This window comes from Streptomyces sp. NRRL S-337, assembly GCF_000720175.1.
Classification (GTDB): Bacteria; Actinomycetota; Actinomycetes; order Streptomycetales; family Streptomycetaceae; genus Streptomyces; species Streptomyces siderophoricus.
Window position 1 is genome coordinate 104,120 of the sequence record NZ_JOIX01000004.1, and the last position, 14,915, is coordinate 119,034.

The window sequence follows — 14,915 nt, forward strand, 5'->3', positions numbered from 1 at the left end:
AGGGGACGCAGGGACGCGGGGCGGAGAACGCACGAACGCAGGGACAGGATGGCGCGGCCGACCGGGCGCGACCGGCGGTCGCGGGCACGCGGGCGCGGGCACGCGGTCGTGGACACCCGGGCGCGAATCGGGGTCATCGGCGGGCGGGCACATACCCGGGCCACACCAGACGGGGACGACCGGGCCACACCAGACTGGCACGCACGCCCTGAACCAGACCGGCACGAACCCAGGCCCAGGCCGCTGCAGACAGGCGCGGCCCGGGGTCGCGGCAAGGTGGGCGACACGACCCGAGGGCCTGGGCCAAGTGGGCAGGGTCGGCGAGGCGCGGGCGGGTCAGCCGGCGGGGGCCTCCGTGAGGATCTGGTCCAGCACCGCTTCCAGGGTGTCGCAGACCTCTTCCTTGCCCAGCGGGACGAGCCGGTCCGTACGGTCCAGGAAGGCGACCAGGGGCGCCGCACTGACCCGGAACAGGGCCCGCTCGATGCCCACTTGAAGACTGATGAAGACGTCGCTGAGGTGCGCGGGCGAGGCCGGTTCGATCCGCACATCGCCCTCACCGGACGGCCGACTCAGCCCGTCCAGCAGCAGCTCACGACCGAACGCCCAGGTCACAGGCGCATCGCCGGGCAGGTCGAAGGTGAGACGGACGGCATACGGATCGGCGCTGTCGAAGTCGAGATCCACCGGGATCCGGAACGAAAGCTCCTCGGAGACGACGAAGCTCATGATCACTTCTGCCTGAACTGTGTCGGTCATCAACCACTGCCCCGCACTTGATCGGAGATAGCCGGGAAACATCCCCCATAGCCCTATTGACGCCATCGTCGGCCAGGCGCAGGCAGATCACAAGGAGTGAGTTTTCAGATACTGATAGAGAAGGCGAGTGTCGTTAGTGTCGCCTCCGCCATTTTTCGTAGTCGATCCGTAACGGACCGCAATCGATGCAGTTCTTCCGCGGGCAGGGAGACCGCCAGAGCCGCCGCGGCCGCACCGACCTGGATGGGAATGGCCGCACAGACCGTGCCCAGGGCATATTCGTGGCGTTCGTAGGCGGCCTGACCGCGACGCACCGTATCCAGACGGCGCAGCAGATCGTCCTCGGTGTCCAGGGAGAACGGGGTTATGGACTGCACGGGATAGCGCGCCAGATGCTCCTTCCTCGTCGCGTCGTCAAGCTGAGCGAGCAGACATTGCCCGATCGCGTGGGCGTGGGCGGTGCTGCGGAAGTCGACCCACTCCTCCACCGGCGGCCGTTCCGGGTCGTCGGTCACCGCCACGACCTCCACTTCACCCTCGCGGTAGACGGCGAAGTAGACGGCGGCTCCCAACTCCCGGCCCGCGAGCGCCAGTGCTTCCGAGATCTGGGCCCGCTGCCGGCGCCTGGCCCCGGCCCGGCCGATGGCTTCGGCCGCCTCCCCGAAGACGAACACGCCGTTCTCCCGGCGCAGATAGCCCTCGTGGGTCAGGGTCCGCAGCAGGTGGTACGTCGTCGGCAGCGGCAACCCGGTCTCTCTGGCGAGTTGTTTGGCAGGCGCCCCGTCCTCGTGCGCCCCCACCGCCTCCAGCAACCGGAGCGCCCGCTGCACCGATCCGATCAGGGTGGGGTGAGAGCCGGATTCGTCATTCGCCATTGCCAACGCCAACCCCCAGGTTCCGCTCGCCGCGGGGCCTGGGCACCGCGGTCGCGGGAACCGCTCCCGCGCCCGCGCGCGTCGTCCGTCCCCTCGCGGTGACACCCGTCCCGGCCTCGCCTCATGCAGCGCCTCCCGAACGTCACCACCCGCACCGCGAGATCCACACGCCATCGCCCGAACGCCACCGCCCGGGCGTCACGTCCGGGCAGCACCGTGAGAACGTCAACATGCGGAACGTCACCATCCGGAAGACGTCTGCGGTCCGCACTCTAGCTCCGCACATCGCGCCGATAGGCCGAAAGCCGGGGGAGTTAACCCGCCTGGCCCAGCGGCAACCTCAAGGGAAGTTGATGCGGCGGCGGGGCGTGGTTGCGTTCGGTCCTTGCCGAGCACCGGCACCCGGGACCACCGCCGTCCCGGCTCGACCTGCCTCTGGACCACACTCGTCCAGACGCCGCCGTCACCCGGATCCACATCCGGCCGGATCCGCATCCGCCCGAAGCGACGGCCATTCGAAGCGACATCCGCCCGTGGTCGCACCCGCCAGAGGTCAGGTCAGTCCCGGGTCGCGTTCACCCGAGGTCGTCGGCCTGAGGCCAGGTCAAATCCCAGGTCGTGTCCGCATGAGGTCCCATTCGGTCCGGAGTGCACCTTCGCCTGCGGCCCGCCCCATCCCGGGCCGGTCGAGGGCGGGTGATCGCCCACCCCGGGGAAGCGGGCCCCGGGCGCGGGCCGCTGCGGAGAGGGGGTGCCCGGGCGGGCGACCGCGGGGAGGGGAAGCCGCCGCCCGTGCGTGGGCACGGGGGCGGAGCGCACACGCACTGGTGGACCGCCGCGGTGGGCGGTCCCCGGCGCAGCCCCGTGGCTTACCAGTCGGTCTTCGACGAGGACGACGAGGAGCCGGTGAAGCGGCGAACCAGGTAAATGACACCCGCGATCAGAGCCGCCGCTATGAGGACCTTGAACAGCAGGCCGATCAGGAAGTGGAGTGCGGAGGCGATCAGGCCGCCGAAGACCACGATCAGGATGACGGGCACCACAACCCAGGTGACCCACCACGGAAGTCCTGTGAATATCCCCTTACCAGCCACTGCTCTGCCCTGCTTTCTGTCGGTCGCGCTGTCTGTACCGTTGTCCGTACCGCGCTATCTGTCCGGTGCGCTGCGTCTCAGCGCCGATGGCACCGTCCGCGGGCCGCGCTCCTGCCGCCACCCCGCCTCCGGCTCTTCCATCACCCACGATGCTAGGGCGCCGGACACCGCCGCGGGGGCCTCGCACCCCCGGCTCAACCCTGACTTGTCCCCTACGGGTTTCGGGGTCCCGACCCTTAGCTCTCAGGAGGAGAGAAGACCACCATCACCCGAAGATCCTCGCTGATGTGATGGAACTTGTGGGGTACCCCGGCCGGCACGTAGACGACGCTGCCGCGCGCCACCGGCTCCGTCTCCGCCCCGACAGTGATCAATCCCCGGCCGCTGACGACGAGGTACACCTCGTCCTGGGCGTGCGGCCGTTGCGGATCGGTGCTGCCGGCATCCAGCGCGTACAGCCCGACCGACATGTTGCGCTCCCGGATGAACTGCAGATAAGCGCCGTCGTTCGCGACCCTCTCTGCTTCCAGTTCCTCCAGCCTGAAAGCCTTCATGCCGTTCGCACCCCTCTGATGATTCACACTCGTCTGCGACGATCTCACCATGAAGCATTTTCTGGTCAAGACGATCGCCAACGCCGCGGCGCTTGCCGTGGCCATCTGGCTGCTCAAGGACATCACGCTGACCGGCGAGAACACCGGCCGCAAGATACTCACCCTGATCCTCGTGGCGCTGATCTTCGGGTTGGTCAACTTCATCGTGAAGCCCGTCGTGAAGCTGCTGTCCCTGCCCTTGTTCATCCTCACCCTCGGCCTGATCACGCTGGTCGTGAACGCGCTGATGTTGCTGCTGACCTCCTGGCTCGCCGGCAAGGTGGACCTCGCCTTCCATGTGCACGGCTTCTGGACGGCTGTGCTCGGTGGCGTGATCGTCTCGGTCGTCTCCTGGGCGATGCACGTGATCCTTCCCGACGAGGACTGACCGTTGACCGTTCCGTACCGCGTCTGCTTCGTCTGCACCGGCAACATCTGCCGGTCGCCGATGGCGGAGTCCGTCTTCCGCGCCCGGGTCGCGGAGGACGGGCTCGACGGCCTGGTGGAGGTGGACAGCGCGGGCACCGGCGGCTGGCACGAGGGTGACGGCGCCGATCCGCGCACGGTCGCCGTCCTGCGCACGGCCGGCTACCCGACCGCCCACACCGCCCGGCAGTTCCGCGCCTCCTGGTTCGCCCGCCTCGACCTGGTGATCGCCCTCGACTCCGGCCATCTGCGCGAGCTCCGCAGGCTGGCTCCCACCCCGCAGGACGCCGCGAAGGTGCGGCTGCTGCGTTCGTACGCGGTGCAGGCTGCTGGCGACCTCGACGTCCCGGACCCTTATTACGGCGGTTTCGAGGACTTCGAGGAGTGCCTGGAGATGATCGAGACGGCGAGCGACGGCCTGCTGGCCGAGGTCCGCACCGTGCTCACCGCACGGACGCCGCTCCCGGCGCGCGCACCCGAGCCCGACGACCGGCGCCCCGCCCAGATCCCGTACCGCCCGCAGGGCACGCAGATCCCGCAGGAGACGCAGGGCCCGCACCACCCGCAGGAGGCCCCGTCCTACCCGCAGGAGAAGGAGAACGCATGACGGGCGACGGCACCCGCGCCGTACGAGCCGGGCTCCCGGAGCCGGAAGCCTTCGAACCCGCGCTGCCCGGACCGGTCTTCGCGGCCCACTACCACCTCCCCGGTGACGCCGCCGGCCCGTACACCTACGGCCGCGACACCAACCCGACCTGGACCCATCTGGAACGCGCCATCGGGGAGTTGGAGTCCCCGGGCGGCACCGCGCACACCGTCGCGTTCGCCTCCGGGATGGCGGCGATCAGCGCCGTGCTCTTCTCCCAGCTGCGCTCCGGCGATGCGGTCGTGCTGCCCAGCGACGGCTACCAGCTGCTGCCCGCCGTCCGCACCCGGCTGGAGAGCTACGGCATCGAGGTGCGTACGGCCCCGACCGCACAGGACGCCCAACTCGACGTGCTGGACGGCGCCCGGCTGCTGTGGATCGAGACGCCCTCCAACCCCGGCCTCGACGTGTGTGACGTCCGCCGGCTCGCCGACGAGGCTCATCGGCGCGGTGCCCTGGTCGCGGTCGACAACACCCTGGCCACACCTATCGGCCAGCGCCCGCTGGACCTCGGGGCGGACTTCTCGGTCGCCAGCGGCACCAAGGCACTGACCGGCCACGGTGACGTCCTGCTCGGCTACGCCAGCACCCGCGACGCCGCGCTGGCCGACGCCGTACGGCAGTGGCGCAAGACCGTGGGCGCGATCCCCGGCCCCATGGAGAGCTGGCTGGCGCACCGCTCGCTGGCCACCCTCGCCCTGCGCGTCCGCCAACAGTCGGCCGGCGCCCTGGCACTCGCCACCGCACTGGTCGACCGTCCGGAGGTCACCGGCCTGCGCCACCCCGGCCTGCCGGCCGACCCGGCCCATCCGCTCGCCGTTCGCCAGATGCGCCCCGGCCACTTCGGCTCCGTGGTGTCCTTCACCCTCCCGGACAAGGCCCACGCAGAACGCTTCCTGGCCGCCCTCACCCTGGTCGACGACGCCACGAGCTTCGGCGGCGTGCGCTCCACCGCCGAACGCCGCGCCCGCTGGGGCGGGGACGCCGTCCCCGAGGGCTTCATCCGCTTCTCGGTCGGCATCGAGGACCCGGACGACCTGATCGCGGATGTCCTCCGCGCCTTGGACACGGCCACCACGGGCAACGCGGGCAACGTCGGCAACGCCGGCTGATCTGCCATCGGCGGCCGACGCGGGCCCCCGTCGAGCTGGCCTGGCACCAGCGGCAGCGGCAGCGGCAACGGCCGGAGATCGAACGGCCAGCCCCAGGACCCCACATGCCAGGAGTCAGACATGAGAAGAGCCGGACATAAGAGGGGCCGGCAGGGTATCCCCCCTCGTCACCCTGCCGGCCGCGGTTGTGTGGTGCGCGCCGCCACGTGTTTCACGTGAAACCGAATGTTCCACGTGAAACCAACCGCTCGAACAAGGCTAGTTGACTGAGCGTCAGTGTCCAATCACGCTATAGACACAGCCCTATCCACAATTTTATGGCTGGCCCGCGACCAGGCTTCCGAGGGGCGCAGGAGGTACGGGATGGATCTGGCTCTGCTGCGCACCTTCGTCACGGTGCACCGAGCCGGTTCCTTCACCCGCGCCGCGGCGTTACTCGGGCTGTCCCAGCCCGCCGTGACCAGCCAGATCCGGGCGCTGGAACGCCAGTTGGGCCGTCCGCTCTTCCTCCGCTGCGCCCGTGGTGTCACGCCTACCACCATCGGCGATGAGCTCGCCCACAAAGTGGCACCCCACCTCGACGCGCTCACCGAGATCACCGAGGCGGGGCTCGACCGGGAGTCCGTCACCCGCACCCTGCATCTCGCCGGGCCACCGGAGTTCATGGCCCAACGCGCCCTTCCCGCGCTGGCGCCGCTCATCACCCAGGGCCTCTCCCTCCGCACCGCCTTCGGCTCCGCCGACGAGCTGCTGACCGGGCTGGCGGCCGGCCACCACGATCTGACCGTCACCACCACCCGGCCGCGCGGCGGGCTGCTGACCGCCACCGCACTGTGCGACGAGGAGCACGTACTGATCGCCGCACCGTCCTGGTCGGCGCAGTTCGGCGGCCCGGCCGTGCTGCAGGCGGGCGGGGTCCGCGTACTGGATTCCGTACCGCTCGTCGAGGTCCACGAAAGCCTGCCGATGATCGCCCGCTACTGGGCCGAGGTCTTCGACGCCAAGCCCGCGACGTCCGCCGCCGTCATCGCCGCCGATCTGCGCGCGGTACTGGCGTGTGTGACGGCCGGGGCGGGGCTGGCCGTGCTGCCGCGCTATCTCTGCGCCGAGGCGCTCGCGTGCGGCGAGGTCGTGGCGCTCCTCGATCCTCCGGTGCCCCCGCTGCGCACCTACTTCCTCGCCGTACGGACCGGGACGCTGGGCCTGCCGCATATCGCCCGGGCCCACGAGTGGCTGCTGCGGTCCGCGGTCGACTGGTGACGTGCCGCGGTGGCCGGTGGACCGGTGAGGAGCTGCGGTGCCCGGGCGGCTGGTGACGGAGGGGCGGGGGTTTCACCAGGGCGTGGTTGCGGCATCTGACGACTATGACCGTACGGCCAGTCGTCAAACGCACCGCCCGCGCGATTCTGCTCGACGGCGAGGACCTGATTCTGATCAAACGCACCAAGCCGGGACGCGCCCCCTACTGGATCACCCCTGGTGGCGGCGTTGAACCGGAGGACGCCACGGTCGTCGACGCGCTCCATCGCGAACTGGACGAAGAGCTGGGCGCCAAGATCGCGGACGTGGTCCCGGTCTTCGTCGACACCGTCGAGCACTTCAGTGACGGCGGGGTGGACGGCGTGAAGGTCCAGCACTTCTTCGTCTGCCGGCTCGACTCCATGGACCCCACCCGCCGGCACGGCCCCGAGGTCGACGAGCCGTGCGGCGACTACGAGATCGTGCGGGTGCCGTTCACCCGCGTCGGCATCGCCTCCGTCGAGGTCGTCCCGCTGTCGTTGCGGCACTATCTCGACGGCAACATCGAGGGCGTACGGGCGATGCACGCGCCGGATCTGGGGTGAGCCGGGAGACCGGTTCGCGCTGAGCCTGCCCCGGAGTGAGCCCACCGTGCAGGGTCCGCGTGCAGAGGATGCGTGCAGGGGCCGCGGCCGGGCTGACGCCTCAGGCGTCGCGTCGGTCGAACCAGCCGCGGAACTGTGGCTCGTCCTCCGCTGCCCGACGCGGCTGGGCACGCGCCAGCACCCGCTCGACCCGGTCGAGGAACTCCGCGTTCAGCTCCCCCACGAAGTCGTCCCCACCCGGGACAGCGGCCGCTCGGGCACTGGACGAGGGGCCGGTCAGCGAGGGCTGGGAGGGGAGAGAAAGGGAAGAGAGGGGAGAGGAGGGAGAAGGGGTTCCGCTTCCGTTCCCGGCACCGTACGGCGCCGGCGGCTCCCCCTGCGTGTCCTCATGCAGGCCACCGCGGAGGTGTTCGTTCTTGCGCTCCGGGCGGCGGAAAGGCGCTCGGTCGCTCGCCTCGGCCGCCGCGCCGAAGAAGTCACCACCCTTCCGCTTGACGTCGTCGGTGCCCCACGCCCGCGCCCCGCGCTGCTGCGGCGGGACCTTCTGCAGATGCGGTATGTGCTTGGCGCAGTGGACGTACGCCTCCTCGACCTCGACCATGACCCACAACTGGGCGCGCCGGCCGGGGATCGGATCGACCGGCAGGCCGGGATGGCCGGCCCGCATCTCCTCGTCCATCACCACCCGGGCCCGGCCGTTGACGTGCAGCCCGATGCGGTCCCGGGTGAAGTCGACCATCAGGATGCCGAGCCGGGGGTTCTCCGAGATATTGCCGACGGACGCCATGACGCCATTTCCCCGGTATTCCGGGTACGTCAGCGTGCGGGCGTCGAGCACCTGCACAAAACCGGGCGGGCCGGCGCGGAACGTCGCATCGCATTCGCCGTGGCGGTCGGCCGTGGACAGGAAGAACATCTCCTGCCGGGCGACGAACTCCTGCATACGGGCATTGAGGTGGTCCAGCACCTGGTCCCGGTAGAACCGGTCGGCACGCTCGGTCGTACCGAGTCTCTGCTGCACCAGGTGCTCGCCATCGCTCCCGGGGCGCTCCCCTTGCGGCATATCCCACATATCCCGCGCCTCTCGTGTACGCCCGTATTCGCCGTGCTCTGCCAAGACCTCAATCCCCTACCGAGACCAGCTCTTCCACCGAGTCGTGCCGTATACGGTCGGACGGAATGCCGACCCTCACCAAAGCGTCCACGCCGCTGCGGATCAAGCCCGGCGGCCCGGAAAGATAGGCGTCGTATTCCCGGAACGGCCCGTATTGCCGCACCGCATCGGGGAGTTGACCGGTCTCGCTGCTTGTTCCGCCGCGGACTGCGGGCCCGGTGGCGACGACCGGCCGGACCGAGAGCCACTGGTGGGTCTGCTCCAGACGCAACATGGTGTCGAGGTCGTAGAGATCGTGATCGCTGCGGGCGCCGTAGAACACCTCGACCGGGCGCCGGATGCCGTGGTCGGCGACGTCCTCGATCAGCGCCTTGATGGGCGCGATGCCGGTGCCGCCACCGACGCACAGCAGGCCGTTGCGGGTGGTGTGGTCGACGGTCATCGAACCGGCCGGTGCGCCGAGCCGGAGGACGTCACCGGGGCGGGCACGGTGGACCATGGCGTTCGAGACCCAGCCTGCCGGTACCGCCTTCACGTGGAAGGAGAGCAGACCGTCGGAACGCGGCGCCGAAGCGAAGGAGTAGTGCCGCCAGACCCGCGGCCACCAGGGCGTTTCGATGCTGGTGTACTGCCCCGCGAGGAACGGGTACGGCTGGTCGGGACGGACCGTGACCACCGCGATCTCGGGCGTGCGCAGCTCGTGCGAGACGACCTCGGCCTGCCACCAGGCAGGCGCCACGGCCTCGTTCTCGGCAGCCGCGTCGATCATGATCTGGGAGATCGCGGTGTACGCGCGCACCCACGCGGCTTCGGTTTCCGGGCCCCAACTGGTCGTGGCGTAACGGGAGAGCGCGCTGAGCAGGCATTCGCCGACCGCGGGATAGTGGTCGGGCTGGGTGCCGTATTTGCGGTGACCGCGGCCGAGGTTGGAGAGGTAGCCGGTGAGCACCTCGGTGTCGTCGACATGCGTGGCCGCGGTGAGCAGCGCCTTGAACAGCCGGTCGCGCTGGGTGTCCATCGAGGCCGGGAAGAGGGCCCGCAGGTCCGGGTGCTGGACGAAGAGCAGCGCGTAGAAGTACGAGGTGACCTTGTCGGCCACGGGCCCGATCTCGGCCATGGTGCGACGGATGAGGATCGCGTCGGGCGAAGCGGCCGCCTCGGACACGGTGGCCCCGAGCGCGGCGAGGGAGTGCTGGGGGGCGGGCGAGCGCGGGGGGCCGGGGGGAGCGGCGGGGGTACCGGTGGTGGGGTTGCCGGTGTTGGGGGTGTTCGTGGCGGGGTGGTTCTGGGCGGGGCTGTTCGTGGTGGGGCTGGCCGTATCGCGGTGGGGGTTACCGGGGCTGGGGGTGGCGCTGGGGGCGTGCCCTGCTGCCGTGCGGCGCGCCACATCATGGACGGGCTCGGGCTCATGGCCACGGGCGGCGCCGCGCTCCCATACGGACGGGCGGGGCGACGGCTCCACGGGCTGGCGAAGGGCGGCCTCTGGGGCCTGCTGGCGAGTGAGGCCGGCAGCCGGCTGGCCGGTGGGCTCTGGGGCCGGCCGACGGGTGGACTCTGGCGCCCGCTGGCCGGTTGGCTCTGGGGCCGGCCGGTGAACCGGCTCGCCGTAGGGGCGCGATGGGTCCTGGTATGCCGGGGCGGGGTCGCCGTACGGGCGGGTGGGGTCCGCGTACTCGCCGTCGGGCTCGCCGAACGGGTTGGGTGGCTCGCGGTGCGGCTGGGGAGCCTGCGGCGGCTCCGTCCCACGATCGGCGGCGGTGCCTACCGGCCGGATCGGGTTGACCGGCCGACTGGGTATCCGCTCCCGGTCGTTCGGAGTGTGGGGGATTGGGATGTGCGGCGCATTACGGCCGTCTTGTGCGCCGGAGTAGTCCTGTTCGCCTTGTTCGCCACGGTAGTCCCGTTCATCACGATGTACGTGCTCGCCGTACTCGCCTTGTCCGCCGTACTCGCCTTGTCCGCCGGGGTAGGCGCGTTCGTCCCGATAGGCGCGTTCGCCCTGGTGGTGGGGCCCACCCTGGCCGTTGGGCTCGTTCCAGTCATCGGACTCGGGCCGGCCACGCCCGTAGGGGGCGTTCCGATCCCGGCCTTCCTGATGCTGGCCATCCCGGTCCTGGCCGCCCCGGCGCTGACTGTCCTGACCGCCCGGATCCTGGTGGTCCCGGGCATTCTGTCGCTCCGGCTGTTCTCCGGAGGACTGCTTCGCCGGCGGAGTGAACCAACCCCAATCGCCGCTGCTGCCGCCAGAAGAGCCGCTATCGGCCGATGTGGTGGTCGGAGCGTCCATGGTCTGCCTCGCCTCGAACGTCTTTCGGTCGTCTTCGCACTTCCGTAGACCGGAACTGCCCGGAATTCCCCCGCCGTGACCGGAATTCTTAATCGACTCAAGCGATTCCGGCAACACCCTCTAAAGCGGACAAATCTCACTTCCTTGCGGCAATGTGGAGCAGATGCCGCGTCAGCAGCATGCCACTCAGTCCAGCACAACGGACAAACAGTCGGAAGTCCGGGTGTCACGGGCCCCTTCACCGCTAGGCTGACGAGCTTTGCCCGCGTCCTTGCGTACCCGCGGAAGCCCTCACCACCGCCAAGCCGGACTCGACCATACCGGCAGTAGTTGAAACCACAAGCCCGGATCTTGGAACACTCCGCACACCCCTCCGATATCCGCGATCCTCAGCACAGAGCGCATTTTCCGCGCACACATGGGTGAATCCGCCGCAGAAAGCGCGGAATTACTCGCCGGTACGGACCAATGCGTATGCCTCCCGCAGATCACGTCCCGTGTAGGCAAATGAGGCCAGGTCGCTGACGTGGTGATCGGCATTCACCGCCACGGACCGGGGCACCGCCGCGAACAGTGCGGTGTCCGACATGGAGTCGCCGTACGCCACGCAGTCGTCACGGGTCAGCCCGTACTGCACACAGAGTTCATCTGCGATCCGCACCTTCGCCGCCGACGAGAGGATGCCGTCCGGATTCACCGGCCGCCGGATCGGCACGGCGGGCCAGCGGGAACCATGCGCCGTATCGGCTCCCCAGTCCAGCAGCCGCTCGACGAAGAAGCCGGGCGAGAGGGAAATCACCGCGCATCGTTCGCCGCGTGCCCGGATATCGGCCCAGACCTCCCGAATTCCGGCGAGCCATGGAGCGCCCTCGAACGCGGCGGCCACTTGAAGTTCGGTCAGCTCGGCGGCCCACAGATCGCAGGCCAGCTGCGCGAACTGCACCGGCGTCAGCTCCGCCGTGGCGAACCGGCGCTCCAACTCGGCGATCTCCCGATCGAGACCGAGCTGCCGGGATATCTCCACAGCGGCCGCGGACCCGTACAGCAAGGTCCCGTCCATATCGAACAGATGCAGCGTCCCCATGCCGGGGAGCGTAACCACTCCACGATCACGGGGGCAGGGGTCAGGCGGAGGCCGGGGCGAGGTGGGGGCGAACCGAGGTGGGGGGCGAACCGAGGGAAAGGCGAACCAAGGGGGAGGGCGGACATCGAGGCGGCTCGGACAGCGAGGCGTCAGGCGTCTCGGACAACGAGGCGACTCGGACAGTGAGGCGACGCGGACAGCGAGGCGACGCGGGCATCGAGAGGCAGCGGGGTTACCGCGACCACGAACCGCCGCCCCGCGGACCGTACTCAAGGGCGCGTATACGGGGATACTCCCGGCGGCAGATGTACGACAGGGGCCTGGCCACGACCGTGGACCGTATGCAGCAGCTCAACCGGCCCGCCCGCCGGGCCCTCCTCGTCCTCCATGTCGCCGTATCCGTCAGCTGGCTCGGTGTCACGCTCGGGCTGCTGGCGCTCGGCATCACGGGCTGGACCACCAACTCCGCCGAGATGGCAGCCGTCGCCTACCGCGCGATGAAGGTGTTCGGTGACTGGCTGGTCCTCCCCCTCGCCTTGGGTGCGTTGGTCACCGGTCTGCTGCTGTCGCTGGGCACCCCCTGGGGACTGGCCCGGCACCGCTGGGTCTACCTCAAGTTCTGGCTGACGCTCGTCGCGTTGCTGCTGTCGGTCTTCTCACTCCGTCCGGGTATCGACCATCTCGCCGCCGAGGCCACCACCGGTACCCCGGCGCCCGACATCAGCCTCGTCGTCGCTCCGGCGGTCGCCTCGGCCCTCTACTTCTTCCTCACCGCGATCTCCGTCCTCAAGCCCTGGGGACTGACCCGCCGCGGCCGCCGGCTGCGCGAGGACCGGGCCGCCGAAGCCCGCGCCCGCCGGGTGCCGGGGAGCGGCAGGGCGGGCGCGGGCGTCAGCTGACGGTCGGCCGGTCAGCCGGTCGGCCGATTCGTTCCCGCACAGGCCAGCTCACTCCAGGCCCGCCTCCGCTATCGCGCTGAGGACGATCTGATGGTCCTGTTCGGGGGCGCCACCGCCGAATCCGATCGCGCCGATCAGCCGGTCGTCGCGGTGGAGCGGCACCCCGCCCGCGAGGAAGAGCACCGGCCGGTCCAGGGCGGTCGGCAGCGTGTGAAAGAGCCCGTCGGGCCGCACCAACTCGACGAGGTCGGCGGTCGGTGCGTCCAGCTGAAGGGCGGTGAACGCTTTGCGGGTGCTGGTCTCCCCCGAGATCAGCACGGCCGCATCGTCCCTACGGAAGCCGAGCAGATGCCCGCCCGCATCCAGAACGCTGACGCTGCCCCGCACCTCGATGCCCTCGGCTGCCCGCACGGCGGCCTCGATGAGGCTCTCCGCGTCGCGGGTGGTGAACGGACGGACGACGGGAGCGCCGCTGTCGGCGGCGGACGCGGAAGCGGGACCAGCGGTGGAAGGGGAGGTCGCGGTGGAGGGGGAGGTCGCGGTGGAGGGGGAGGTCGCGGTGGAGGGGGAGGTGCTCATGAGGTGTTCCTTGCGGGTTTCTTGCGGGCTTTCTTGCGGGGTTTCTTGTTGGGGAGAGAGGCCCGGGTACGCCTTACCAGTGGCCTCGCTTAGGGCCGTACGCGTGGTGCTGCTTGCGTGCGGACGGCGTTGGGGCGGCGGAAGGTCCTTTGGCATCGCGTACGAGGGGCCGGCGCGGCCGTGTGGGGGCGGCCGGTCGGGCTGGTCCCTGTGGCAGCGCGTACGAGGGGCCGGCGGCGCCGCCCGCAAGGGGCGCTCGGCGCACGTCAAGCCGTACGAGCCCGCCGCGGGCTTCAGTGGTGCGCCGCTGCCATGGGCTGGTCGGCGACCGTGGCTGCGCCGCCCGCGGCCACCACCTGGCCACGGCCCGCCTGACGCCGTTCCAGGGCGGAGGCGAATATCGCCACACCGAGCGCGGCGGCGGTCATCAGCGCACCGACCCAGTTGGGTGCGGTGTAGCCGAGGCCTGCCGAGATGACCAGCCCGCCGAGCCAAGCGGCCAGCGCATTGCCGAAGTTGAAGGCCGCGATGTTGCCGGCCGAAGCGAGCGTGGGCGCGGCGGCCGCCTGGTCCATGACCCGCTTCTGCAGCGGAGGCACGGTCGCGAAGCCGAAGATGCCGATCAGCGCGATGGTGACCGTCGCAGCGATCTTGTTGTGTGCGGTGAAGTTGAACGCGGCCAGCGAGAGCGCCAGGCCGGTCATCGACACGTACAGCATCGGCATCATGGCGCGGTCGGTGAAGCGGCCCGAGACCAGGTTTCCGCCGACCATGCCGAGGCCGAAGATGGCCGTCAGCCAGATGACGGAGGACGGGGCGAAGCCGGTGACCTCGGTCATCATCGAGGCGAGGTACGTGACCGCGGCGAAGACACCGCCGAAGCCGAGGATGGTCATCAACATCGCCAGGCCGACCTGCGGGTTGCGGAAGACCGCGAGCTCGCTGCCGATGGGCGAGGCGGCCTTCGCCTGCTGCGCCGGGATCAGCTTGATGATGCCCAGCAGGCCGATCACGCCGAGCGCGGTGATGGCGTAGAAGGTGGTCCGCCAGCCGAACTGCTGGCTGAGCATCGTGCCGGCCGGCACGCCCACGACGTTGGCGACGGTCAGGCCGCTGAACATGAGCGAGATGGCGGTGGCGCGCTTCTGGGGGGCAACGAGGTCGGCGGCAACGAGGGCGCCGATACCGAAGAACGCGCCGTGCGTGAAGGCGGAGACGATCCGGCCGGCGAGCATGATCCAGAAGCTGGGCGCGACGGCCGTGAGCAGGTTGCCCACGATGAACAGGCCCATCAGCAGCATCAGCATCTGCTTGCGCGTGAAGCGCGTGCCGAGCGCCGTCATCAGCGGGGCGCCGATGACCACGCCGAGCGCATAGAGGGTGGTTGCGTAGCCGGCGAGAGGGATGGAGACATCGAAGCCGGCCGCCATGTCGGGCAGCAGGCCCATGACCGTGAACTCGGTCGTTCCGATCCCGAAAGCACCGATGGCGAGAGCCAGGAGTGCGAGAGGCATGACGGATCCCTTCGAATCATTGCGTCCGTCTCTTACGAGCGTCCACAATAATTGCAGACGCGGTTAATTGCAAGCGCCGGATATTTCGC

Annotated in this window: 14 protein-coding genes and 1 pseudogene; 6 read left to right on the forward strand and 9 right to left on the reverse strand. The window is 69.9% G+C overall.

Annotated elements, in window-relative coordinates; all coding sequences use genetic code 11:
* Positions 1-336 precede the first annotated feature (336 nt).
* The 4 genes from IG62_RS0105625 to IG62_RS0105640 form a co-directional block, all read right to left on the reverse strand.
* Complete coding sequence (locus tag IG62_RS0105625) at positions 337-759, reverse strand: SsgA family sporulation/cell division regulator (RefSeq protein ID WP_037837830.1); 423 nt, start codon at positions 757-759, stop codon at positions 337-339.
* A gap of 104 nt (positions 760-863) precedes the next feature.
* Complete coding sequence (locus IG62_RS0105630) at positions 864-1,634, reverse strand: IclR family transcriptional regulator (RefSeq protein ID WP_030798293.1); 771 nt, start codon at positions 1,632-1,634, stop codon at positions 864-866.
* A gap of 869 nt (positions 1,635-2,503) precedes the next feature.
* Entirely contained in the window at positions 2,504-2,728 is a 225-nt protein-coding gene (locus IG62_RS43685) for a DUF5326 family protein (RefSeq protein WP_030411993.1), read from the reverse strand.
* 236 nt (positions 2,729-2,964) lie between these two features.
* The gene (locus IG62_RS0105640; protein WP_030798295.1) at positions 2,965-3,282 is read right to left on the reverse strand and encodes a cupin domain-containing protein; all 318 of its coding nucleotides are present in this window, start codon (positions 3,280-3,282) and stop codon (positions 2,965-2,967) included.
* Positions 3,283-3,331: 49 nt separating this feature from the next.
* Between IG62_RS0105640 and IG62_RS0105645 the strand changes: the two genes are divergently transcribed.
* The 5 genes and pseudogenes from IG62_RS0105645 (at position 3,332) to IG62_RS0105665 (ending at position 7,349) form a co-directional block, all read left to right on the forward strand.
* Positions 3,332-3,709, forward strand: coding sequence for a phage holin family protein (locus IG62_RS0105645; RefSeq protein ID WP_030798297.1), 378 nt, complete (start codon positions 3,332-3,334; stop codon positions 3,707-3,709).
* Positions 3,710-3,712: 3 nt separating this feature from the next.
* A pseudogene (locus IG62_RS44270) lies at positions 3,713-4,183 on the forward strand (low molecular weight protein-tyrosine-phosphatase); the annotation flags it as partial.
* Positions 4,184-4,350: 167 nt separating this feature from the next.
* A complete protein-coding gene (locus IG62_RS0105655; RefSeq protein ID WP_051797666.1) occupies positions 4,351-5,505 on the forward strand; it encodes a cystathionine gamma-lyase in 1,155 nt (384 codons plus the stop codon).
* Positions 5,506-5,868: 363 nt separating this feature from the next.
* A complete protein-coding gene (locus IG62_RS0105660) occupies positions 5,869-6,765 on the forward strand; it encodes a LysR family transcriptional regulator (protein WP_030798301.1) in 897 nt (298 codons plus the stop codon).
* Positions 6,766-6,869: 104 nt separating this feature from the next.
* Positions 6,870-7,349 carry an NUDIX domain-containing protein gene (locus tag IG62_RS0105665; protein ID WP_030798302.1) on the forward strand — a complete coding sequence of 160 codons (480 nt, stop codon included), beginning with the start codon at positions 6,870-6,872 and terminating at the stop codon, positions 7,347-7,349.
* A gap of 100 nt (positions 7,350-7,449) precedes the next feature.
* On the opposite strand, the gene IG62_RS0105670 is transcribed toward IG62_RS0105665, so the two are convergent.
* The 3 genes from IG62_RS0105670 to IG62_RS0105685 all read right to left on the reverse strand — a co-directional run bounded on the left by IG62_RS0105670 (position 7,450) and on the right by IG62_RS0105685 (position 11,834).
* Positions 7,450-8,412, reverse strand: coding sequence for a pyridoxamine 5'-phosphate oxidase family protein (locus IG62_RS0105670; protein WP_030798304.1), 963 nt, complete (start codon positions 8,410-8,412; stop codon positions 7,450-7,452).
* A gap of 58 nt (positions 8,413-8,470) precedes the next feature.
* Positions 8,471-9,925: a globin domain-containing protein gene (locus tag IG62_RS48345; protein WP_420711047.1), complete on the reverse strand. Its 1,455-nt coding sequence runs from the start codon at positions 9,923-9,925 to the stop codon at positions 8,471-8,473.
* A gap of 1,273 nt (positions 9,926-11,198) precedes the next feature.
* On the reverse strand, positions 11,199-11,834 hold the full coding sequence (locus tag IG62_RS0105685; RefSeq protein WP_030798309.1) for an HAD family hydrolase: 636 nt from the start codon (positions 11,832-11,834) through the stop codon (positions 11,199-11,201).
* A 341-nt stretch (positions 11,835-12,175) separates the two neighbouring features.
* On the opposite strand from IG62_RS0105685, the gene IG62_RS0105690 reads away from it, so the two are divergent.
* Positions 12,176-12,733, forward strand: a complete 558-nt coding sequence (locus IG62_RS0105690) for a hypothetical protein (RefSeq protein WP_030798310.1) — start codon at positions 12,176-12,178, stop codon at positions 12,731-12,733.
* Between the two features lie 48 nt (positions 12,734-12,781).
* On the opposite strand, the gene IG62_RS0105695 is transcribed toward IG62_RS0105690, so the two are convergent.
* Entirely contained in the window at positions 12,782-13,312 is a 531-nt protein-coding gene (locus tag IG62_RS0105695; protein ID WP_078871836.1) for a GlcG/HbpS family heme-binding protein, read from the reverse strand.
* A 293-nt stretch (positions 13,313-13,605) separates the two neighbouring features.
* A complete protein-coding gene (locus IG62_RS0105700; protein ID WP_030798315.1) occupies positions 13,606-14,826 on the reverse strand; it encodes an MFS transporter in 1,221 nt (406 codons plus the stop codon).
* Between the last annotated feature and the right edge of the window lie 89 nt (positions 14,827-14,915).